Genomic DNA, 20,373 nt, shown 5'->3' with positions numbered 1-20,373 from the left:
CCACAATTTTTGCCATAACAACCCGATTACTTGTCCTTGTTCGGGGGCGATCGCTAAGGCACTGTGCAGAATTAATCCGTTCCCACCGTTTCCCGTTGGTCCATACCCTTCCCGTTTGGCTTTAATTTTGCCATAATCTAAATAGGTGGTATCTCCTATGCACAACACCAATTCCTGTTCTTCCACGGCTTCACTGGTCATTTGACAGTGTGGTTTTATGATCTTGCTAAATTCTGTTTTCCGATTGGCGAAAACTCATAAGCCCTTTTCAATTCAGAGCCACTCTTAAATATCTCGGACAACGCTTTCCCGAATCCTTGACTTATTTTTTTGCCGATTGAGTACCCTCGGTTGCTTAGTCTCTCATCTCCTAATTCACAACTTGCAAAATTCTTGTCCCACCAGTTCATCATTTTCTTCCCTGCTTTTGCTTGATTTTTACTACTTTAACCCCATCTGCACCCTTTATCTGAAAGTCTCTTCTGGTCTGCCTTTTAAAGATCCCGTGAAAAGTAAGAGGGTATTAGCCATTCAAAATCAGTAACTAAGCAACCTCTAACATGGCTATTCATTTTATCTCTAGTTCTCGTAAGTTGTTCCAGAGTCAAGTCAGGACGATTTTTCAGCACATTGCGTATCCACTCATCGTGAATTAAATTAGTCCATCGCGCTTTACAAATATCAGAAGTTGCAATCTGAACTATATAGATCTCGTAACGGAGCAGGATAAAGAACGCAAGCGTCGTACAAAATAGTAAGTTGACTGGTCATTAATCATAAAATCCTAATTTTTGCGATTCTTCAACCAATTCATCTAAAACCTTGCTTCTAGCGGCATCAATATTTGTTTTGTATTCCATTAAGTCTGTAAATCGAACTCGACGATGTTTTCCGACTTTGTGATAGGGTATTATGCCTTCTTCTAGTTGTTTGATTAAGAATGGACGCGAGACATTGATTAAATCTGCGGCTTCTTGGGTGGTGAGTTCAGCGTGGATGGGGATGATCGTTACGGCGTTGCCCTGAGACATCTGGGTCAAAATGTCTACAAATAGGCGATAGGCTGCCGCAGGGATTGTGGCTGTTTCTTCGCTGCCATCTGCTTCCACGATTTTGAGATGACGGACACTTTCGCTAATATGCGAGGCAAGAATACGGCTGCTTTCTTTAGAAATTTCGGTTTCTTCTTCGGTGGGAATGTGTAGAGACTGGTTTAGGGCAACCATCGGGCAACCTCAGATAGTTTTGTTTTTAGATTGCTTGAATTTTGCCAAAAGTCTAACATATTAAACGCAATAAACGAAATGATGATTGTTCTGTAAAGCGATCGCCCCAGACTCCCCCGCCACACTTAAATTTAATTTATTCAACGGTTTTGCAGTATTTTGAAGATAGCCTGATGTTTATACCGCAGTTGCAGATAAGTTATAAGTTAGACACCTCATCAACATGGAATTAAAACCCAACATTGATAAAGAAATTCAAATAGAACTTTTCTTTAATGGGATCACATTTCCTTTAGATGCAAAAGGTAGAATTGCCATACACGAATATCGCATGGACACAAAAGCCTGTGCTGGGATGTTATATATATTGCCAGAAAGCGAATTGCCTAAAGGTGAATTGCCTTTTCTAGTTGCTCCTGCTAACTATGTATATGGTGTTTTTTCTTTTGATGGGCAAGCGGCTATTATTGAAGTAAGCTCAATGGCACTTGATGGCGAAATCGAGGATTGGTATACAGTTCGATCACCGATCGCGCCGCCGCACTTAAATTTAATTTGTACCGCTCAGATTACTGGCTAGAGGAAAGTAGACTTTACTCAATTAAGTAGTTATAATTTTTACACTCAGGTCGGTTTAGAGTTGTCAAAAAAACAAGGTTGCAAAATTTCCGTTCAAGACTTTAGATATGTATGAGTGGGGAATCAGAAGCTATCAGCCAAAGTGGAGTGACTCAGCTACGGAATTATTGGGGTTAATTTCACGGATTCCTCTGATAGGATCTCAAGTTCAAGCTTTGTGGAGTTTGTGGGATGAGGAAAATGATGAGTGGTTTAATGATGCTCCTGTAGTCATCTGTACACAGGAAAATCAACTTGAGTTTTGTGCCAATAAACTAAATGAGTTTTCAATTTCACTAGATTCGATTAACTTAAGCGTTCCAGTTTATTGGTGCGAGGATGAAGACCCTGATACTAAATCATTTCGATGGGTTCAGCAAAGAAACCCTGAGTTCAGGGATTTAGTAGGGAAATTAATCACGGGAATTGAGATTGTGGAGTCTCGTGTAGAAAGAGATATACAAATATTTCTAGGTCTAGAGTTATGGATACTTTCAGGCATTGCCTTGCAGTTTCAAGATGAGCGTCTTGAAATCCTGAATGGGTTGGACTGTAATATCTTGTCTCGCAGCCAGAAGAGTGATGAAAGAAAATATACTCAGTCAAGCCAATATTAATATCTATGTTGGGTTATGCCACGCTGAGGTTGCTAAATTTTTGAATCCTTATTGGGTAAATCCTGAAATACTTATAAAAATTCGTTGCGAAATACATCTAAGCTAAAACGGCAAAGTAGGTTAAGGCAGTCTGACAGTCAGATTGAATTTGCTCTTTGAGTGCATCTAGAGAAGCAAATTTCTGTTCGGGACGGATAAACTTGACGAGATCTACATTTAGCTCTTGATCATATAGATCGCCTTGCCAATCAAATAGATGCACTTCCACCGATCGCCGATCGCCATTAACTGTTGGTCTTAAGCCAATATTCATCACCCCAAATATAGGCTTAGGGCTAGAGCTAATATTCACCTTTACCGCGTAAACACCATCGCGGGGCAAGCACTTTTGAGGAGGGAGATCGAGATTTGCAGTCGGGAAGCCGATAGTGCGCCCTAATTGCTTACCTTGGATGACTTTGCCTACCAGATTATAAGGACGACCGAGCAGAGCATTCGCAAGATCGACTTCCCCCTTAGCTAGGGCAACACGGATATTGGAGCTACTGATCCTGATTGGTGATGGATCGTTAAGTTGCATCGTCTGCTCAGGGATTACCGTTAGGCGATCGCCCCAAATATTATGTAAATCGGTAACATTTCCCTGACGTTTTTGTCCGAAGTGAAAATCAAAGCCCACACTGATGAGTTCAACTTGGAGAGAATCAATCAAGATTTTTTGAATAAATTCCGCCGCCGTAAGTTTGGCAAGATCGGCATTAAAGGGCAGCAAAACTAACTGCTCGACCCCCAGCAACTTTAACAGTGCGACTTTTTCATCGAAAGGGGCGAGGAGCAATCGCTGCTTTTGACTAAAAAATTCTTGAGGATGGGGTGAAAAAGAAACAACGGTGCTGGTTAAACTTGGATCGCGTAGCGCCTTAGGCAAAATGGGCGCAATCACGCGACGATGACCTACATGTACGCCATCAAAATTACCAAGGGCGATCGCAGTAGGTCGAGAAATTTGGGTTGGGTCAAAAATTACTCTCACGCTTAATATTTTGACACAATATAGCAATGCAAGGTTTGCTTAGGACATAAAAAACAAAAGACGAATAGCGCCGCTATTCATCTTTTGTTTTTTATGTCCTAGCTATAGAAACACAACCGTAGATAATGCCAATTCACAAAAGTGTGACAACACTTTTGTGAATTGGTATAATTTAGGATATAAAGCCCAGAAGAGTGTTGCGGCGCTTTGCGCCGCAACACTCTTCTGGGCTTTGTTTTTCTGGCTATAGCTATACAAAATGGATTGTCTAGAGGGCAAACGATCCCCTTGCCCCAGAGAATGACATCGCATGAAGAATTGTCATGAGATTCTGGTATGTTTGAGGTTCGCCGTTAGCTGACAATCCATGACCGTTAGAGAAACTTTTCGTCGCACAAAAATTGTTGCTACTATTGGACCCGCGACCAGTAGCCCCGATATGATTCGCCAGCTTATTGAAGCAGGCGCTAGTACTTTTCGCCTCAACTTTTCCCATGGCACCCATGCCGATCATCATCGCAGCATTTGCAATATTCGTCAGGTATCCAGTGAATTAAATCAACCCGTTGGCATTTTGCAGGATTTGCAAGGTCCCAAAATTCGCCTTGGAGTCTTCAAAGAAGGACCGATTACCCTAAACAAGGGCGATAAATTTACACTCACTAGTCGCAAGGTTGATGGCAATTCTGAAATTAGTTGCATTACCTACGACACATTAGCGGAGGAAGTGCCCATTGGCGCGGTCATCATGCTCGATGATGGCAAGGTCGAAATGGTCGTTGAAGATGTCAATGCAGAATTAGGCGATCTCTATTGTCGTGTCGTCATTGGTGGCACACTTTCAAATAATAAAGGGGTAAACTTCCCCAACGTGCATTTATCGGTCAGTGCCATGACCGATAAAGACCGCGAAGATTTGCGCTTTGGACTTTCTGAGGGTGTGGACTGGGTTGCCCTTAGTTTTGTCTGCACACCTGAAGATGTACTGGAAGTTAAGGATTTGATTGCGGCTTCAGGACGCAAAGCCAGCGTCGTCGCCAAAATCGAGAAGCATGAAGCGATCGCCAATATGGAAGCGATTCTCTCAGTTTGCGATGGCGTAATGGTAGCGCGGGGAGATCTCGGGGTCGAAATTCCTGCGGAAGATGTACCGATCGCCCAAAAGCAATTGATTAAAACCGCCAATCGCCTTGGCATTCCCGTCATTACGGCAACACAGATGCTCGATAGCATGGTGAGCAATCCTCGCGCCACCCGTGCGGAAATCTCCGACGTTGCCAATGCGATCATCGATGGCACCGATGCGGTCATGCTCTCCAACGAAACTGCGGTGGGTAAATATCCCATTTTGGCAGTGGAAACCATGGCAAGAATTGCCGTTCGCATCGAAAGAGAGCAGGATCTTAAAATGCAACCCCTAGAAAGCATGGGGCGTGCTATTCCCAATGCCATCAGTCAAGCCGTGGGCAATATTGCCATCCAACTCAAGGCTGCAGCGATCGTGACCCTAACTAAAACGGGTTCAACCGCTCGTAACGTCAGCAAGTTCCGTCCACCGATTCCCATTTTAGCGGTTACCCCCAATGTGCAAGTGGCAAGACGCTTGCAAATGGTTTGGGGCGTACAACCGATGGTATTAATCTCCTTACCATCAGCACGCCAAAACTTTGAGGCAGCCCTCAACCTCGCCCAAGAGATGAAACTGCTCTCGGCAGGCGATCTCGTTGTCATGTCGGCAGGGACTTTGCAGGATGTAGCGGGATCGACCGATCTGATCAAAGTTGAGTTCGTGTCCTCGGTGGTCGGTAAAGGTTTAAGCATTGGTTCGGGCATCGTTCATGGTCGAGCTAGGGTCGCCTTTCACCATCTCGATGTGCGCGACTTTAACGAAGGTGAAATCCTCGTCATCGATCGCACTGATGCCGACTATATCGAGGTAATGCGCAAGGCTTCCGCAGTAATCACCGAAGAGTCAAGCCTTGACTCCCATGCAGTAGCGATCGGTCGAAAGCTGGGCGTTCCCGTATTAATCGGCGTGCATAATGCCACGGGCTTTATCCGCGATGGCGAACCCCTAAGCGTAAACTTTAGCAAAGGCATGATCTACTCTGGTTCGCGATCAGACGATCTGACGTTTTAGCTATAGTGTGTAAAGTTCGCTAGACGAACCTTACACATTCCTTACACATTTATGAAGCTCGCGCTAATTTGATGTGGTGTGCCACCATGGCTTTGAATGGCTTGATCGGTGCTGGTGTGCCCCAAGACTGGACAACCCATGCGATCGGTCGTGAGCTAACGGCGTTGCATGGTATCGATCACGCCCAAACCTTAGCGATCGTATTACCCAACCTGTTGACGATTAAACGCGATGGAAAGTGGCAAAAGCTTCTGCAATAAGCCGATCGCGTTTGGGGTCTTGTTGATGGTACGGAAGAGTCGCGGATCGATCGCGCGATCGCGAAAACTCGCGACTTTTTTGAAGCGATGGGCATTCGCCCCCATTTATCAGACTATGGAGTGGACTTGGCTGTAATTCCTAAAGTTATCGATCGCTTTGAGAAAAGGGGTATGGTCGCATTAGGTGAAAACCGCGATATCACTCCCCAAGTTGTTGAACAGATTTTGACGCTCTGTGCCTAATATCTGTGCTTAATATAAAACCTGCGGCGCACGCTGCGCGTGCGCCGCAGGTTTTAGGGTTTTATATTTAATTAAGCCCACTTATAACAATTCACGCAAGTGTGACAACACTTTTGTAAATTAAAAAATAAACCTAGTAAGGGTTTTCAAGTTAAGAAATGGCTACGCCATTTCTTAACTTGGTATACTTCCTATATGGTAATGTTTTCTGAAGCTAAAGCCCTCAAAACCTTTTGCCCACTGCAATCCAATTCATGATCCAACCTCAATTTACAATTCGTACTGCGACCATTGCCGATATTCCAGCCATTTTTTCGCTAATTCAGGCTCTCGCTGACTATGAAAAGCTCTCCGATCGGGTAACAGGGGATATCGCGCAACTTCAAGAGGATCTTTTTGGCAATAATCCTTGTATTGAAGCGATCGTCGCTCAGATAGAAGCATCTCAGCAAGTTGTCGGATTTGCGCTCTTTTTTACCAACTATTCCACCTTCTTAACTCGACGGGGAATTTATTTAGAAGATCTATTTGTGTTATCGGAATATCGCGGTAGCGGTATTGGTAAGGCTTTGATTACCAAAGTTGCCCAAATCGCCTTGACTAGGGGGTGCGGTCGTTTTGAATGGTCGGTTTTAGATTGGAATGCACCTGCGATCGCTTTTTACAAACGGATTGGCGCAGAAGTTCTACCCGATTGGCGGATTTGCCGCGTCACTGGCGAAGGCTTAAAGAACCTAGCAAGTCCCTGAGCGATCGCGCTAGAATTTCTAGCAATCTCGGTTTGAGATTAATCCACTAGGCAAAGTGGTTTTGCATAGTTTTGCATTCGCCAATTGGGATTCTGATATGTTCGAGCTAGTTAAATCGGCTTCAGTTAGATTGGTATTATGCAAAATTGCGTTAGTAAAATTAGTCAATAGCATTTTAGTGCGCTTTAAGTTGACATTACTAAGATTTGCCTCGGTGAGATTGGCGCGGCTGAGATTAGAAAAGGTAATACTCGACCCGACTAAGTTGGCGCGGCTGAGATCGGATGCAAGGATATGGCTGTAGTCCAGTTTGCTAACTGGTAAATACGCTCCTGTCAGATCGCAAACTTGACATTTTTGAGTAGTTTGGAGCTGGATGACGTGACGCGGATTTGCCGCCCATGCGGGCAGGGGAAACAGAAGCAAAATGAGTAGCGCGATCGCGAAAAAGATGCGGTATTTCATAGCTCAAGTTTTCGACTCTAAATAAATTAATAAGTAAATTTAAATTGTGACAATGACGGGAGTGTGATCGCTAGGTTGCGTCAATTTTCGAGGTTCGACATCGATCGCACAGGCTGTGGCGCGATCGTATAACGGCTCGGTTAAGAAATGGTAATCGATCCGCCAGCCCCGATTGCGACTGAAGCCTCCAGAGCGATAATCCCACCAACTATAGTACCCGCCCGCCGATTCAAACTTCCGAAATACATCTTTAAACCCCAGATTTAAAACTGCATCTAGGGCTTCGCGTTCGATATCCGTTGACATCACCTTATTTTCGCGCCCTTTGGGATCGTAGATATCGAGATCGGCGATCGCCACATTAAAATCGCCACAGATTAGCACTTTGTCATTTTGTTTTAGCAACGCTTGCAGATATTCCTTTAATAATTTCAGCCAACGCAACTTATATTCATATTTTTCGCTCCCTACTTCCGAGCCATTGGGGACATACATATTCACGATCTGGACATCGTCATACTTTGCCGCGATCAAGCGCTTCTGATCATCCAGACTTGGCTCGGAAATTTCTCCCAATACCGCAGCAAAACCAGTTTGAATATCTTGTAAAGGCGATCGCGAAATCAGTGCTACACCGTTATAGGATTTCTGTCCATAAATATAAGTTTGATAGCCCAACTCCATAAAGGGCGAATGGGGAAAGTCGCCATCAACCACCTTGGTTTCCTGTAAGCACAGCACATCAACCTCAGGATTTGCCTGCAACCAATCACAAACATGGGTAATCCTCGTCCGCACTGAATTGACGTTCCAAGTTGCAATTTTCATAAAATCTCTATATCAAATCCATACAAGTAGCTCAGTTAGGAGCTTGGTTTGCTCGCCATGATAGCAAACTAAGCTTCTAGGTTTTAAGTTTACTTCTGCCTTACCTTAGTAAAACCAGAGGGCGTACCGCCCGCGTAGCGGGTGGTACGCCCTCTGGTTTGTTTTTTTTAATTATGCCGAACTACTTACTTAGCAGCATAAACATTATCCTTCGTGCCACAATTTAAACAGTTAATTAAATTTTCCCAATTTTGAGTTTGTTCGACATGATTTCTCACAACAATATCGCCGATTTGATTCGTGCCGCTTTACCTAATGCCAAAGTACAGGTGGAAGATCCCAATCATGATGGTCAACACTTTACCGCAATCATCGTCGCCGAACAATTTGAAGGTTTATCGATGATCAAGCAGCATAAACTGGTCTATGGTGCAATTCAAGAGCATCTTGACACTGGCGCAATTCATGCTCTACAGCTCAAAACCTATAGCCTCTCGCAGTGGGAAAGTATGCAGGTACAGGTTCTCTAATTAGAGATTGACCCGCAGCCAAAACCCCAAAGAGAATTGCGGCGCTTTACACCGCAATTCTCTTTGGGGTTTGATGAATTTTTGAATTGGCCTTTAAAGCTACTGTATAATTTGCTCGCGCCATGTTTATCGGAAAATTGGGTTAAAAACCCAGTCCTTCTAGGACAGATTTATATTGATTAGACGCTTTACATAATAGATACTATAATGTAAACATGACTCAAAAAGCTTTCAAGTACCGATTCTACCCAACTCCTGAGCAAGAAACCTTGCTCAGGAGAACTATGGGTTGCGCTCGATTAGTCTATAACCGCGCCTTAGCCGCAAGGACTGAAGCATGGTATGAACGTCAAGAGCGAATTGGATACGTTGAAACTTCCGCGATGCTAACTAATTGGAAAAAGCAAGAAGATTTGCAGTTTCTTAATGAGGTTAGTAGTGTGCCATTACAGCAAGGTTTGAGACATCTGCAATCCGCTTTTACGAACTTCTTTGGAGGAAGGGCTAAATATCCTAACTTCAAGAAAAAACATCATGGCGGAAGCGCTGAATTTAATAAGGCTGCTTTCAGATGGAAAGATGGCAAAGTTTATTTAGCAAAATGCTCTCAACCTTTGGATATCCGTTGGAGTCGTCAACTCCCTGAAGGTTCAGAACCATCAACCATTACGGTGAAGCTCTCGCCCTCTGGACGGTGGACGGTATCTTTGCTGGTAGATGTTGTAATTGAAACATTACCTGAATCTCAAGAGTCAATTGGTTTGGATCTGGGTATTACTAGCCTGATGGCTTTGAGTAATGGCGAAAAGATTGCTAATCCTAAAACTTTCAAGGCTAAGCGCCGTAAACTGCGTAAAGCTCAGAAAGCGCTTAGTCGAAAAAAGAAAGGATCTAATAACCGACACAAAGCTAGGTTGAAAGTCGCTAAGGTTCATGCAGCAATTAGCGATGCTCGTCATGATTTTCTTCACAAGTTGACAACTCGACTGGTTCGTGAAAACCAAGTGATTGCAGTCGAAGATTTGTCCGTAAAGAATATGGTTAAAAACCATAAACTCGCTCTCTCGATTAGCGATGCTAGTTGGGGTGAAATTGTCAGGCAACTTGAATACAAGTGCAATTGGTATGGTCGTACTTTTGTCAAAATTGATCGTTGGTTTCCTAGTTCTAAACGCTGTGGACATTGCGGTTACATTGTTGATAAGTTGCCTTTAGATGTCAGAGAGTGGGATTGTCCTAAGTGCGGCACGCATCACGATAGAGATGTGAATGCTGCTAAAAATATTTTGGCGGCAGGACTTGCCGTGTCAGTCTGTGGAGCGACTGTAAGACCAGAACAGAGTAAATCTGTTCTGGCTGGTGCTATGAAGCAGAAACCCAGATCGTGAGGTCTGGGAATCCCCGTCACTTCAGTGCGGGGTGGATGTCAACAATACGCAATATAAATCAGCAAATTAGTAGTCAATTTAGTAGTCAAATTCATGACCCTTCGCATTTACAACACAATCACCAGACGCAAAGAAGATTTTATTCCCCTCACATCGGGAATTGTAAGAATGTATGTTTGTGGTGTAACGGTCTATGATTATTGCCATTTGGGTCATGCCAGAGCCTATGTAGTTTGGGATATGGTGCGACGCTATCTGGAAACCAAGTACCAAGTTCAGTTTGTCCAGAATATTACCGATATTGATGACAAAATTTTAAAGCGGGCTCAGGAACAAAATACGACTATGCAGGCGATCGCGGAGCAGTACATTGCCGCCTACGATGAGGATATGGCAAGGCTCAATATTGCCAAAGCTAATAGTTATCCCCGAGCCACTGCCACAATTCCTGAAATTATCGAACTCATTCAGCAATTAATTGATCGCAACTATGCCTACGTTTCCAATGGCGATGTGTATTATGCCGTGCAGAAATTTCCCACCTACGGCAAGTTGTCAGGGCGCAAGCTAGAAGATATGCAAGCGGGAGCAAGCGGACGTGTTGACGATCGCGAAGAACAAAAACGCTATCCCTTTGACTTTGCTCTATGGAAATCGGCTAAGCCGAATGAACCATTTTGGGTATCGCCTTGGGGCGATGGTCGTCCAGGTTGGCATATCGAATGCTCGGCAATGGTGAGATCTCATTTAGGAGAAACCATTGATATCCATGCAGGTGGTACGGATTTACAATTTCCCCATCATGAAAATGAAATCGCGCAATCGGAAGCAGCCTATAAAAAGCCTTTGGCGAACTACTGGATGCATAATGGCTTTGTCAATATTGATGGCGAGAAAATGTCCAAATCGCTCAATAATTTCCAAACGATTCGCGATTTATTGACATTTTTCGACCCAATGGCAATCCGTTTATTTGTTCTGCAAGCGCAGTACCGCCAACCAATTGACTTTACGGAGGAGGCAATTAACGCCGCAACTAAAGGCTGGGAGACAATTCGTGAGGGAATGCTATTTGCCTCGGACTTCGGCGCAAGGTGGGGATGGCAGCAGAGCGATCCTCCATTGCGCCATGAAGTTAGTGAGGCGATCGCTGGTTTTGAAGAAGCAATGGAGGATGATTTTAATACCTCGGTAGCAATTTCCTACGTATTTGAACTAGCTAAGAAATTGCGGGCAGAGCGAAATTCCCTATCCCATACAGGTGAAACGGCTGCTAGTTCGGAAGCTCTCTTTAGAGACTGGCAAGCCCTCAGTTACATGACGAATATTTTAGGCTTTATTGCCAAGATTGGCGATCGCGCGGTGAAGCCTGAAGGTCTCAGTGAAACTGAAATTACAAGCTTAATTCAGCAAAGAATTGAGGCAAAAAAAACGAAAAACTATCAAGAAGGCGATCGCATTCGCGATTACCTGAAAGATAAAGGGATTACTCTGATCGATCGAAAAGACGGTACAACCAGTTGGATGTAAGAACAAAGGCACTGCTAAACAGTGCCTTTGTTCTTTGACCTGATGAACTAACTATTAGTAACAAGCTAGGTAAAACTCATGGACAAATATCAAGTTTTAAGGGATACAGGTACAAATGCTCCTAATTACGATCTAGAAACGGAGGATATTATCAATTGGTTGTCTAAGTGGGATGCTCAGTATGGAATTAGCATTGATAATGTTGAGGAAGATGCGTTGGATATATTCTTTTTGAATCTCCCCGAAGATCTAACGGAACTTGCCATAGATATCTATAAACTATGCCCAGACACTATCGATCAACATTTTGGCTGTATTGGTGATTTGCTCGAAGAAATGGAAGCCTCAGAACAGGATATTCCTGAGAATTTTCAAGAATTCGTAAAAGATATTGATTTCAATGATGAAAACTACGGTTTTGAACTTCTGAAGCGATCGCTCACTCTCAATAAATCAGTTGGATTGTGGTGGGATTAATAAATTTCAAAGCCCAAAAGTAAAAGCCTTGCTAAGCAAGGCTTTTACTTTTGGGTTTTGAGAAAGGGTTTGCGTAGCAAATCCTTTCTCAAAACCCGTTTCAAATTATCCCGAACTCACGCTAAATAGCCAGAAATAGCCAATGCTGCCTATGCGCTTATTTTACAAATGGGCGCATTAATAAATAGCCAGCACCAAAGGAAGTTAGCACGATCGCTACAATAGTAACGGTCAGTACCCAACCACTCAAACCAGTAGGTGCAGCATTCTCTTCTATGGACTCATTACGCAGAGGTCGCGATGAGATTTCTTCGCGAATTTCCAGCTTGGGTAGCACTTTAGGCTTTGGTTTTGGGGCTGGAGCGGGGGGCTCAAAGGCAGCAAAGGAGCTGTCATAATATAATGCTTCACCCATTGGCTCGCTATCAGTCTGAGGTGCTGCTTCGGTCGCCAATTGTCTTGCCCTTGAAATTGCTTCTTGAATTGCATTTGTCGTTTGTTGCACCGCAACCTTACGGGGATTTGCCTGTGTTGCGGGTTTGTCCGCAGGACGAGGCTGGGTGACTGGAGGGCGACCTTGAGGATGGGGATTGTTCTTTTGGGCAGGATTAATTTGCGAGGATGCACGAATACCAGCTAAGACTTCCGATAGTTTGGACTCTGGCAAATTCGAGTGGGTAAGTATTGCCTGAATGCGATCGGTGGATTGGGCGATCGCTTCAAACTCTTGCAGCAGCATTTGATTTTGTTTGGTGAGTTGCTCGTTCTGCAACTGAAAAAAAGATAGTTTAGCTTGGGTAGATTGCAACTCCGCCGCCAGTTCTCGATATACTGTCACAGGTACTGAAGCCTGATAACCAGATGGGGCGGTCTGATACCCAGATTGACCAGATTGAGAAGTTGTGGGTTTAAAGACTGGATTGGCTTGCATAGGCAACAGCACCGTAGACCGTGAAAATTTAGACGAGAATATAGCATATGATTTGCTACTTTAAGTTACTTTAAGTTAAGGATTCATGCTTTTATTACAGTTCAGCACTTCCCACTATTGCCGCAAAGCTAGACTTGCTCTTGGTTACAAACAAATCCCTTACCAAGTTGAAAATCTCACCCCAGGGTTACATATTTTACGAGTTAAACCATTGTCAGGCTCGACTACCTTACCCGTACTACTGCCCCAACTAAAAAATTGTCCAGCCGTAGTCGCTGACTCCACTGAAATTATTCGGTTTCTTGAAGCCTATCAACCCGAATTACCCCTTTATTTTGCCGATCCCTTACAACAAAAGGAGGCTTTACGTTTAGAAGATCTATTTGATGAAGCTATTGGCGTAGCGGCACGATGTGTCTATACCCAGTACCGAGCCACTGAGGGAAAAAATATCGATCCTTCTTGGGTCAGTCAAAGCGTAATTAGGCTCATCCGATTGCTTTATGGGGTTAATGCGGAATCCGCAAGAGGTGCTGCTCAGAAAATTAACAATGCGATCGCCATGCTCGGCGAGTTTTGGCAAACTGGATATCTAGTGGGCGATCGCTTTAGCGTAGCCGATCTGACCGCCGCCGCATTGTTAGCGCCCTTGGGCTTAATGCCCGTTTACCGCCTGAATTATCCTTGGTTGTTTGATCGCATTGCCCAAATCCATCAGCTTTGTAACGAACCATTGCCGAAAAACTGGCAAGTGGGGCTAGAACTCATTAGCTAACGCGGGGAAGAGATTAACATTTAAAAAAATTGCAATATCAAAGCCGCATCCAAATAGGTGTTAACTTATTGATGTTACTTTTGAGCATACATTTGAGCATACAAAGAATAGCTAGAGACTGCATTTTTCCTTTGTTCAAAGTGCGAAACAGTATTTTTAAATGTTTTTGAGGCGATTAGTGCGGGTAGTCCTATGACTGTTAACGTTAGTGAATCTTTGTTTGAGCAGATTCTCGAATATCTTCGAGCAAGGACAGCAGCAAGCGATCGCGTTGCTCAAAACTTGCTCAAAACTCTTGAGAAGATGACATCTAGCAGTTCATCCATAGATTCTGCTACCAAGTCCAATGGCGATCGCATTGAGGATCTCGCACCGCAGTTTGGACAAAAACTATTTGAAGCGTGGAAAGAATTGGCCGATCTGCAAGTGGGGGAAAACTATTGGAGCTATCCTGTAATGTTTGAAGACCTTGCGGAGACAATGGAAATATCCGTTGATCTCTTTGTCCAATATTTAGCCAACGTTCAAATTGGGAGTTTGCAGCTTATCCAAGGAAGGGGTTATAACTACCAAGTCAACGGAAATGCCGCCGCATCCTTAACTTTTCATTCGGCTCCAACTCTCAAAAAAGCGGCCATTCCCCATCTTGCCGACAAAAAACAGGGAATGGGTATAGATAATAAGCCCCTTGGCAAAACCTTTAAAGTTGGCGATCGCGTAGCCGTAAATGCGAACCGTCAACAATATGCCAATCATAAAGGTGTCGTTGAACAGGTGATTAGTGTGAGTTGTCGTGTCAAATTAGATAATGGATGGACTGCCTTTTTACCCAATCATTGTCTGGATCGCATCTAAGCCCCTATAAAAAAATGAACCACAATATGACCTTTGAGGAGTCCATCGCCTATACTGAAGCGCTGCTCCTGCGTAAGGATATAAATGACTCTCAACTTGAATTGGAGATCTCTTCCCTCGTGCAATCGGCAAATGGAGCAAGAGGTTTTTTTGTATGTTTTTTGACTGGGGAGTGGCAGCTAGCCGATGCCCCAAGTGGGGGGATAGTCAGAGCATTACAATCTGCACCTCAAGCGATCGCCGAACTCCTCATTAAAAATCTTGTCATGTCTACCGCCATGGCAATTACCCATCGGAGATCCTCGCAGGAGGAACAAGCTCAAGGTTCCGATCTGGTAGCTAGGCGCACGGCTTTATTAATAGAAAAAGTCGATCTGAGCGAAGTTCGCCAAGTTGCGGCGCAAATGTATAGTTCCGCTACCGCCGATCGGGGGGAATATGCGGCATTTCTGACGAAATGGGGCTATGATGCTGAGCAAAAACAAGCGATCGCTAATGCTCTAGAACGCTTCCATCTTGACTCAATTGAAAAAATATCGATCTAGAGTTACAGCAATTATCGATCAAACGAACCACAAGGAAAATTTTGAAAGCGTTGCTTTACAACGCTTTCAAAATTTTCCTTGGTTTGGGTTTGAGCGCAATGCGCTTTAAGTCAGGACATCAAGCCCAATAGAGAGTTGCGACGCGAAGCGCCGCAACTCTCTATTGGGCTTGATTTTTGTCCTAACATTACTGACTATACCTATAAGATGGAAAATGGAACTTAAGATGTTTGAAGAAGCGATCGCGCTATTTAATAGCGGTGATTACTATGCCTGCCACGATACCTTAGAAGCAATTTGGAACGATGCTTGGCAAAGCGATCGGGCTTTTTATCAAGGCATTTTACAGATAGCGGTTGGTTTGTATCATCTCAAAGGTCAAAATTGGCATGGAGCCACTATTCTTTTAGGGGAAGGTACTAGCCGCTTGCCTATTTATCTGCCCGATTATCAATCCATTGATGTGGAGAGATTGCTAGAAGATAGTTTGCATATACTCCATCAGGTTCAGAGCGCTGGCAAAGAAGGAATAGCTGAGATATGGCAAAACATAGAACGGGGAGATTTAAAAATTCCCCAACTCTACAGAGTCGGCATTGAGCAGCCAATGGGGGATGAGTCTTGAAATACCTATTCATAGCAGAAAAATGGCAAATAGGGCGATCGCCCTAATGTGTAAGTAACGTCAGTTCGGGTTAAGATGGCAAATTTTAAAAGCCCGAAAATAAAAGCCTTGCGTAGCAAGGCTTTTATTTTCGGGCTTTGAGGAAGGGTTTGCTACGCAAACCCTTCCTCAAAGCCCGCTTCAAATTATCCCGAACTCACGTTAAGTCATTTAGGATTGCTGTATGTTAAGAAATATTGAATGGGATTAGAGGTAGTTTAAAAATATTTATATTTATTTGGGTCGCTAAAACTTGTAAAGATTTATAAGGGGGATGATAATCTATTTATCTTTAATTATTTTTTAATCATCGATTAAACTCTTACAGCTAAGCTGCTTCTAGTAATTAATTCTCATCACTTTTGAGGCAGGGATCGCGCATCTGGAAACGATCCCCAAAATTTATGCTTATAATCATTGCATATTTAAAGTTGATTTAAAAGTTTTATCCCAGCCTACTTGTCTGAAAATAAAACTGCAAAGCCTACAAAAATATTTATCAATACTTCTTTGGAAATACTTTTATTAGACTTGGTTTGATTTTTGACATTAGGAAATATCTATCTTTTTTGTGATGATCTCATCACAAATACTGAATAATTGATAAATCTAATGTATGTGATTTTATTCTCGTTAAACTAAATTCATTAAGAGTTTCGCATAAATTAGTTCTCAAGTTATTTCTCCAGCTAGTTCTCAAGCTATTTCTCAACAATTTTTAATCAACATCTATATCAAATTCATTTAAATTCATTTACATAAGGATCTACCGAAAATGATTGAGTCCATACGCTGTCCCAACTGTGGTGCGATCGCTGAGCGTCACCATCTCTCCTATCTCGCGCAAATCAAAACCCAATGCGATCGTTGCGACTATCTATTGATAACCTGTACTCGGAGCGGACATGTCCTAGAATCCTATGCTCCAGGGTTACCTTCAGAGCCAAGCTCGATCAAGCCCCTAGCTGCTCGCATCACTTCCTTTGCCCAAACCCATAGCAATAATTCTCGGAAAGATATTGCTACCTTTAAAATTTAAGCTGCCCCGTGAGGATATTGGGATTTAGATGCTAGCACTAAAACAGAAAAGGCTCCCTTAGCTGCGATCGACCAGCGCATCACAGCTAAGGGAGCTAAAATTTTGAAAAAAAATCCTGCGGCAAAAACTAAGTTCCAAATCACTCCTCAATCGGTTTCGACTAGTTTTGGAGGCTTTCAGACTAAGCATTCACAAACTTAATCAGTATAGCTACCCAAAAAAAGTTAAAATTCAAAAGCTTTAGGTCATCGCCTACTAACAAAAGCGTAAATCCATGACTCAAAGCAAAATCGGGATTTGAAGCGTACCACATCAGAGCGACTAACCCCCAAAGTACCGATTACAAATTACCAATAGCTGTTCATTAAGATAATTGAAACATGGCTCCCATCGCCAAACTACTCATTGCCAATCGCGGTGAAATTGCCCTCCGAATTATTCGGACTTGTGAAGAATTAGGAATCCCCACGGTTGCGGTATATTCCGATGTCGATCGCAACTCATTGCATGTCCAACTAGCCCACGAAGCTGTCTGTATCGGTGATTCGCCTAGTAGCAAAAGCTATCTGAATATTCCTAATATTATTTCGGCAGCTCTGACCCATAATGCTACCGCAATCCATCCTGGGTATGGTTTCCTCTCAGAAAATGCCCGATTTGCCGAGATTTGTGCCGACCATAATTTAATGTTTGTGGGACCAAGCCCCAACTCGATTCGCTCGATGGGTGATAAGTCTACTGCCAAGAAGACAATGCAAAAGGCAGGTGTCCCAACCATTCCAGGGAGTGAAGGTTTAATTGAATCAGAAGACCAAGCAATTGAGATCGCCAGTAATATCGGCTATCCCGTAATGATCAAAGCTACCGCAGGCGGCGGTGGTCGGGGAATGCGCTTGGTTACTAATCCTGATGATTTACTGCGATTGCTGCGGGCTGCTCAGGGGGAAGCCGAGGCTGCCTTTGGCAATAGTGGAGTCTATATCGAGAAGGTAATTGAGGAGCCTCGGCACATTGAGGTGCAAATCTTGGCGGATATGCATGGTCATGTAGTGCATTTGGGTGAGCGAGACTGCTCGATCCAACGCCGCCATCAAAAATTATTAGAGGAAGCGCCCAGTAGTGCCGTCAATCCCAAGTTACGGGAAAGAATGGGTGATGCGGCGGTAAAGGCGGCAAAAGCGATTAACTATCTCGGTGTGGGCACGGTCGAGTTTTTGCTGGATAAATACGGTAAGTTTTATTTCATGGAAATGAATACGCGGATCCAAGTCGAGCATCCTGTCACAGAGATGATCACGGGTATTGACTTGATCGCTGAGCAGTTAAGAGTTGCCCAAGGCGAAAAACTGCGCTTCCAACAAAAAGATATTCAGATTCGCGGTCATGCGATCGAATGTCGGATTAATGCTGAAGACCCCGATCATAATTTCCGTCCCAATCCTGGGCGTATTAGTGGTTATCTGCCCCCTGGTGGACCTGGTGTGCGGATGGATTCCCATGTTTATACCGATTACGTGATTCCGCCCTATTATGATTCTTTGATTGCAAAGTTGATTGTTTGGGGCAGCGATCGCAATGCCGCGATTTTACGCATGAAGCGAGCTTTGCGTGAATGTGCGATTACAGGCGTACCCACAACGATACCTTTTCATCAAAAGGTATTAGATGACGAAGAATTCAGATTAGGGCATGTGTACACCAACTATGTGCCATTGCTGCAGGCCAGACTAGCGGAACAAGAATAAAGAAAAGCACCCCATCGGGGTGCTTTTCTTTATTTAGAACTATTAGATTGGTCTCTGCTTGGTATACAACGTAAGAAACCATTTAAGAATTACTTTCTGCGGTCAAAAACTCTAAGAGATCCCCCTCAATCCCCTTTTTAAAGGAGATTGAGGGGGATTTATCCAATTCTTAAATGGTTTCTAAGAGATCGCTAGGACAAACATACTGAATACATACTGAACATAGATTTAAGGGATTTAAGAGCTATACGGATAGTTGTAATCGCTGCGTTTGCGCCATTCCATCTCATTATTAACAACTCGATGCAGACATTCCTCGACGATGAATGGTGCGTTACGCCAATTAATATCATCGCGTTGAAGAATCCAGCTTACCTGTTCGAGGGATTCCTCTAATTCAGCTTCAAAGCGAGCTAGAGGTATAGGAATTTTCTCTAGGTTAGGAGCTTCGACACATACGGCGATCGCTTCTTTGAGTACGGCTACGACCTCCTTACCGTAAACTTCACGCGCGCGCAGTCTCAGGGATTTATAACCCTTTTCTGAGGTGGCATACATGGGAGGGAGTCGATTCAATACATAGGCTGTAGCCTCTCCGAGATCTACGGTTTCGGCGATCGCAGGATGCAATTTCTGAATTTGATGATAGGCAAGTGACAGAACCAATTTTTCCAATACATTACTGAATTGATAATTCACATCTACCATATATGTCTGGAAATCTCTTGCCTTCTGCTCGTCTTGGCTAGAATTTACAAAGGTTTTGACCTGTCTTCCCTTCCATGAAATTTCAGGGGATTTTGAGCTAATTGCCGTTTCATCGCGCGATTCCTTTCTCCCCGTAATGATGTAGGTATTACTCACGGCACTTTTGATCTTGACCGTCATTAGAGCATTTTCTAGAGCTGTGGGAATATCTTTCCAAGAGGCATTTTCTGCACCTAAAAGTTGTTGCAGTGCTGCGAGCGATCGGGCGTGACTCGCCACTTCCTGTGATGGTAGCGGTCGAGAATCGCGTAGTGCGTCAGGTTTAACGCTTACTAACGCTCTACGTACGGCTGATTCAATCTGCGATCGCATTTCCGTTGCCGCTTTTTTACGCTGTCTTAACCATCCTGCCTTTGATGTGGCATACATGGGTGGCAGACGATTTAGAGCATAGGCCGCTACTTCGCTTAAATTAATTTGATCGCGACGATATTGTGGCAAGTGAGAGATTTGTAAATCAATTTCTGCAATTACTAGTTCTTCAATCGCATTTTTGCAACTTTGCATATCAAGCTGTCCCAAACCTAATATGAAATTTAAGTGTTTCTAAAATCAAGAAATTTAGTTCAAACCTATTTAGTTCAAACCCATTTAGTTCAGACTGATTGCAAGTTTTGGAGAATTGCAAAGAAATCAAAATCAAAATTATCTTGACATTATATAGCAATCCTAAATGAGTTGTGAGAGGCTTCAACTTCGCTCAGCCAACCTATACCGATGGCTGAGCAAAGTCGAAGTCCCATTTTTCTCATGAAAGATTTAGGACTGCTATAGCAATTGACATAATACTGACAAAAAGTTCAAACAACGTTCATTTTGAGAGTTCATTTTGAGAGTTCATTTTGAGAGTTCATTTTGAGAGTTCATTTTGAGAGTTCATTTTGAGAGTAGCTAGGCATATAGCTACAGTCACTTGACTTAGGACAAATCAAACCCCAAGAATTGAC

At 43.5% G+C, this 20,373-nt stretch carries 22 protein-coding genes and 3 pseudogenes; 15 read left to right on the top strand and 10 right to left on the bottom strand.

What is annotated here, in order from left to right; all coding sequences use genetic code 11:
• The 4 genes and pseudogenes from PSE7429_RS11700 to PSE7429_RS11690 form a co-directional block, all read right to left on the bottom strand.
• Nucleotides 1–201: pseudogene (locus tag PSE7429_RS11700) on the bottom strand (IS4 family transposase); the annotation flags it as partial.
• 14 nt (nt 202–215) lie between these two features.
• Nucleotides 216–410 (bottom strand): IS4/Tn5 family transposase DNA-binding protein, encoded by a 195-nt coding sequence (locus tag PSE7429_RS27960; RefSeq protein WP_407681160.1) that lies wholly within the window; start codon nt 408–410, stop codon nt 216–218.
• Nucleotides 411–515: 105 nt separating this feature from the next.
• Nucleotides 516–771 (bottom strand): annotated as a pseudogene (locus PSE7429_RS27955) (PIN domain-containing protein); the annotation flags it as partial.
• The gene (locus PSE7429_RS11690) at nt 771–1,226 is read right to left on the bottom strand and encodes a helix-turn-helix domain-containing protein (RefSeq protein WP_009627401.1); all 456 of its coding nucleotides are present in this window, start codon (nt 1,224–1,226) and stop codon (nt 771–773) included. The pseudogene PSE7429_RS27955 and the gene PSE7429_RS11690, both read right to left, overlap by 1 nt.
• A gap of 223 nt (nt 1,227–1,449) precedes the next feature.
• On the opposite strand from PSE7429_RS11690, the gene PSE7429_RS11685 reads away from it, so the two are divergent.
• Together PSE7429_RS11685 and PSE7429_RS11680 are read left to right on the top strand one after the other, a co-directional pair.
• Nucleotides 1,450–1,806: a hypothetical protein gene (locus PSE7429_RS11685; RefSeq protein WP_009627400.1), complete on the top strand. Its 357-nt coding sequence runs from the start codon at nt 1,450–1,452 to the stop codon at nt 1,804–1,806.
• A gap of 106 nt (nt 1,807–1,912) precedes the next feature.
• Complete coding sequence (locus PSE7429_RS11680) at nt 1,913–2,461, top strand: hypothetical protein (RefSeq protein ID WP_009627399.1); 549 nt, start codon at nt 1,913–1,915, stop codon at nt 2,459–2,461.
• 97 nt (nt 2,462–2,558) lie between these two features.
• Here PSE7429_RS11680 and PSE7429_RS11675 read toward each other — a convergent pair whose 3' ends face one another.
• Nucleotides 2,559–3,494 carry a bifunctional riboflavin kinase/FAD synthetase gene (locus tag PSE7429_RS11675; protein WP_009627398.1) on the bottom strand — a complete coding sequence of 312 codons (936 nt, stop codon included), beginning with the start codon at nt 3,492–3,494 and terminating at the stop codon, nt 2,559–2,561.
• A gap of 367 nt (nt 3,495–3,861) precedes the next feature.
• Here PSE7429_RS11675 and pyk point away from each other — a divergent pair, with 367 nt between their 5' ends.
• From pyk to PSE7429_RS11660, 3 genes and pseudogenes are all read left to right on the top strand, one after another.
• The gene (gene pyk / locus PSE7429_RS11670; RefSeq protein WP_009627397.1) at nt 3,862–5,634 is read left to right on the top strand and encodes a pyruvate kinase; all 1,773 of its coding nucleotides are present in this window, start codon (nt 3,862–3,864) and stop codon (nt 5,632–5,634) included.
• A gap of 50 nt (nt 5,635–5,684) precedes the next feature.
• A pseudogene (locus PSE7429_RS27950) lies at nt 5,685–6,137 on the top strand (NADH-dependent alcohol dehydrogenase); the annotation flags it as partial.
• Between the two features lie 254 nt (nt 6,138–6,391).
• Nucleotides 6,392–6,886, top strand: a complete 495-nt coding sequence (locus tag PSE7429_RS11660) for a GNAT family N-acetyltransferase (protein WP_009627394.1) — start codon at nt 6,392–6,394, stop codon at nt 6,884–6,886.
• An 18-nt stretch (nt 6,887–6,904) separates the two neighbouring features.
• On the opposite strand, the gene PSE7429_RS23595 is transcribed toward PSE7429_RS11660, so the two are convergent.
• Both PSE7429_RS23595 and xth read right to left on the bottom strand, forming a co-directional pair.
• Nucleotides 6,905–7,351 (bottom strand): pentapeptide repeat-containing protein, encoded by a 447-nt coding sequence (locus PSE7429_RS23595; RefSeq protein WP_009627393.1) that lies wholly within the window; start codon nt 7,349–7,351, stop codon nt 6,905–6,907.
• A 39-nt stretch (nt 7,352–7,390) separates the two neighbouring features.
• Entirely contained in the window at nt 7,391–8,179 is a 789-nt protein-coding gene (gene xth / locus PSE7429_RS11650; RefSeq protein WP_009627392.1) for an exodeoxyribonuclease III, read from the bottom strand.
• A 266-nt stretch (nt 8,180–8,445) separates the two neighbouring features.
• Here xth and PSE7429_RS11645 point away from each other — a divergent pair, with 266 nt between their 5' ends.
• The 4 genes from PSE7429_RS11645 to PSE7429_RS11630 all read left to right on the top strand — a co-directional run bounded on the left by PSE7429_RS11645 (nt 8,446) and on the right by PSE7429_RS11630 (nt 12,104).
• Nucleotides 8,446–8,709 (top strand): BolA family protein, encoded by a 264-nt coding sequence (locus tag PSE7429_RS11645; protein ID WP_009627391.1) that lies wholly within the window; start codon nt 8,446–8,448, stop codon nt 8,707–8,709.
• Between the two features lie 215 nt (nt 8,710–8,924).
• Entirely contained in the window at nt 8,925–10,097 is a 1,173-nt protein-coding gene (locus tag PSE7429_RS11640) for an RNA-guided endonuclease InsQ/TnpB family protein (RefSeq protein ID WP_040688365.1), read from the top strand.
• A 93-nt stretch (nt 10,098–10,190) separates the two neighbouring features.
• Nucleotides 10,191–11,627 (top strand): cysteine--tRNA ligase, encoded by a 1,437-nt coding sequence (cysS, locus tag PSE7429_RS11635; RefSeq protein WP_009627389.1) that lies wholly within the window; start codon nt 10,191–10,193, stop codon nt 11,625–11,627.
• Nucleotides 11,628–11,705: 78 nt separating this feature from the next.
• Nucleotides 11,706–12,104 carry a DUF4253 domain-containing protein gene (locus PSE7429_RS11630; protein WP_009627388.1) on the top strand — a complete coding sequence of 133 codons (399 nt, stop codon included), beginning with the start codon at nt 11,706–11,708 and terminating at the stop codon, nt 12,102–12,104.
• 157 nt (nt 12,105–12,261) lie between these two features.
• On the opposite strand, the gene PSE7429_RS23590 is transcribed toward PSE7429_RS11630, so the two are convergent.
• Nucleotides 12,262–13,035 carry a hypothetical protein gene (locus PSE7429_RS23590; protein ID WP_009627387.1) on the bottom strand — a complete coding sequence of 258 codons (774 nt, stop codon included), beginning with the start codon at nt 13,033–13,035 and terminating at the stop codon, nt 12,262–12,264.
• A gap of 85 nt (nt 13,036–13,120) precedes the next feature.
• Here PSE7429_RS23590 and PSE7429_RS11620 point away from each other — a divergent pair, with 85 nt between their 5' ends.
• From PSE7429_RS11620 to PSE7429_RS27190, 5 genes are all read left to right on the top strand, one after another.
• Nucleotides 13,121–13,810 carry a glutathione S-transferase family protein gene (locus PSE7429_RS11620; protein ID WP_009627386.1) on the top strand — a complete coding sequence of 230 codons (690 nt, stop codon included), beginning with the start codon at nt 13,121–13,123 and terminating at the stop codon, nt 13,808–13,810.
• Nucleotides 13,811–14,002: 192 nt separating this feature from the next.
• On the top strand, nt 14,003–14,665 hold the full coding sequence (locus PSE7429_RS11615; protein WP_009627385.1) for a hypothetical protein: 663 nt from the start codon (nt 14,003–14,005) through the stop codon (nt 14,663–14,665).
• A 14-nt stretch (nt 14,666–14,679) separates the two neighbouring features.
• Nucleotides 14,680–15,210 (top strand): hypothetical protein, encoded by a 531-nt coding sequence (locus PSE7429_RS11610; protein ID WP_040688364.1) that lies wholly within the window; start codon nt 14,680–14,682, stop codon nt 15,208–15,210.
• 214 nt (nt 15,211–15,424) lie between these two features.
• Nucleotides 15,425–15,835 (top strand): DUF309 domain-containing protein, encoded by a 411-nt coding sequence (locus PSE7429_RS11605; protein ID WP_040688362.1) that lies wholly within the window; start codon nt 15,425–15,427, stop codon nt 15,833–15,835.
• An 814-nt stretch (nt 15,836–16,649) separates the two neighbouring features.
• On the top strand, nt 16,650–16,913 hold the full coding sequence (locus tag PSE7429_RS27190; RefSeq protein ID WP_009627382.1) for a hypothetical protein: 264 nt from the start codon (nt 16,650–16,652) through the stop codon (nt 16,911–16,913).
• Here PSE7429_RS27190 and PSE7429_RS26300 read toward each other — a convergent pair.
• On the bottom strand, nt 16,910–17,056 hold the full coding sequence (locus tag PSE7429_RS26300; protein WP_158467631.1) for a hypothetical protein: 147 nt from the start codon (nt 17,054–17,056) through the stop codon (nt 16,910–16,912). The two genes, PSE7429_RS27190 and PSE7429_RS26300, sit on opposite strands and share 4 nt — an antisense overlap.
• A 237-nt stretch (nt 17,057–17,293) precedes the next feature.
• Here PSE7429_RS26300 and accC point away from each other — a divergent pair, with 237 nt between their 5' ends.
• On the top strand, nt 17,294–18,658 hold the full coding sequence (gene accC, locus PSE7429_RS11595; RefSeq protein WP_009627381.1) for an acetyl-CoA carboxylase biotin carboxylase subunit: 1,365 nt from the start codon (nt 17,294–17,296) through the stop codon (nt 18,656–18,658).
• 237 nt (nt 18,659–18,895) lie between these two features.
• Here accC and PSE7429_RS23585 read toward each other — a convergent pair whose 3' ends face one another.
• The gene (locus PSE7429_RS23585; RefSeq protein WP_009627380.1) at nt 18,896–19,933 is read right to left on the bottom strand and encodes a late competence development ComFB family protein; all 1,038 of its coding nucleotides are present in this window, start codon (nt 19,931–19,933) and stop codon (nt 18,896–18,898) included.
• Nucleotides 19,934–20,373: the final 440 nt, after the last annotated feature.

Origin of the sequence: Pseudanabaena biceps PCC 7429, assembly GCF_000332215.1 — a bacterium.
Lineage (GTDB): Bacteria > Cyanobacteriota > Cyanobacteriia > Pseudanabaenales > Pseudanabaenaceae > Pseudanabaena > Pseudanabaena biceps.
This window is presented reverse-complemented; position numbering and strand designations above follow the sequence as displayed.

Bases quoted from the DNA above. Each gene is read 5' to 3' on its own strand.
- PSE7429_RS27960 (WP_407681160.1), bottom strand. From the start codon at position 410: ATGAACTGGTGGGACAAGAATTTTGCAAGTTGTGAATTAGGAGATGAG.
- PSE7429_RS11690 (WP_009627401.1), bottom strand. From the start codon at position 1,226: ATGGTTGCCCTAAACCAGTCTCTACACATTCCCACCGAAGAAGAAACC.
- PSE7429_RS11685 (WP_009627400.1), top strand. From the start codon at position 1,450: ATGGAATTAAAACCCAACATTGATAAAGAAATTCAAATAGAACTTTTC.
- PSE7429_RS11680 (WP_009627399.1), top strand. From the start codon at position 1,913: ATGTATGAGTGGGGAATCAGAAGCTATCAGCCAAAGTGGAGTGACTCA.
- pyk (WP_009627397.1), top strand. From the start codon at position 3,862: ATGACCGTTAGAGAAACTTTTCGTCGCACAAAAATTGTTGCTACTATT.
- PSE7429_RS11660 (WP_009627394.1), top strand. From the start codon at position 6,392: ATGATCCAACCTCAATTTACAATTCGTACTGCGACCATTGCCGATATT.
- PSE7429_RS23595 (WP_009627393.1), bottom strand. From the start codon at position 7,351: ATGAAATACCGCATCTTTTTCGCGATCGCGCTACTCATTTTGCTTCTG.
- xth (WP_009627392.1), bottom strand. From the start codon at position 8,179: ATGAAAATTGCAACTTGGAACGTCAATTCAGTGCGGACGAGGATTACC.
- PSE7429_RS11645 (WP_009627391.1), top strand. From the start codon at position 8,446: ATGATTTCTCACAACAATATCGCCGATTTGATTCGTGCCGCTTTACCT.
- PSE7429_RS11640 (WP_040688365.1), top strand. From the start codon at position 8,925: ATGACTCAAAAAGCTTTCAAGTACCGATTCTACCCAACTCCTGAGCAA.
- cysS (WP_009627389.1), top strand. From the start codon at position 10,191: ATGACCCTTCGCATTTACAACACAATCACCAGACGCAAAGAAGATTTT.
- PSE7429_RS11630 (WP_009627388.1), top strand. From the start codon at position 11,706: ATGGACAAATATCAAGTTTTAAGGGATACAGGTACAAATGCTCCTAAT.
- PSE7429_RS23590 (WP_009627387.1), bottom strand. From the start codon at position 13,035: ATGCAAGCCAATCCAGTCTTTAAACCCACAACTTCTCAATCTGGTCAA.
- PSE7429_RS11620 (WP_009627386.1), top strand. From the start codon at position 13,121: ATGCTTTTATTACAGTTCAGCACTTCCCACTATTGCCGCAAAGCTAGA.
- PSE7429_RS11615 (WP_009627385.1), top strand. From the start codon at position 14,003: ATGACTGTTAACGTTAGTGAATCTTTGTTTGAGCAGATTCTCGAATAT.
- PSE7429_RS11610 (WP_040688364.1), top strand. From the start codon at position 14,680: ATGAACCACAATATGACCTTTGAGGAGTCCATCGCCTATACTGAAGCG.
- PSE7429_RS11605 (WP_040688362.1), top strand. From the start codon at position 15,425: ATGGAACTTAAGATGTTTGAAGAAGCGATCGCGCTATTTAATAGCGGT.
- PSE7429_RS27190 (WP_009627382.1), top strand. From the start codon at position 16,650: ATGATTGAGTCCATACGCTGTCCCAACTGTGGTGCGATCGCTGAGCGT.
- accC (WP_009627381.1), top strand. From the start codon at position 17,294: ATGGCTCCCATCGCCAAACTACTCATTGCCAATCGCGGTGAAATTGCC.
- PSE7429_RS23585 (WP_009627380.1), bottom strand. From the start codon at position 19,933: ATGCAAAGTTGCAAAAATGCGATTGAAGAACTAGTAATTGCAGAAATT.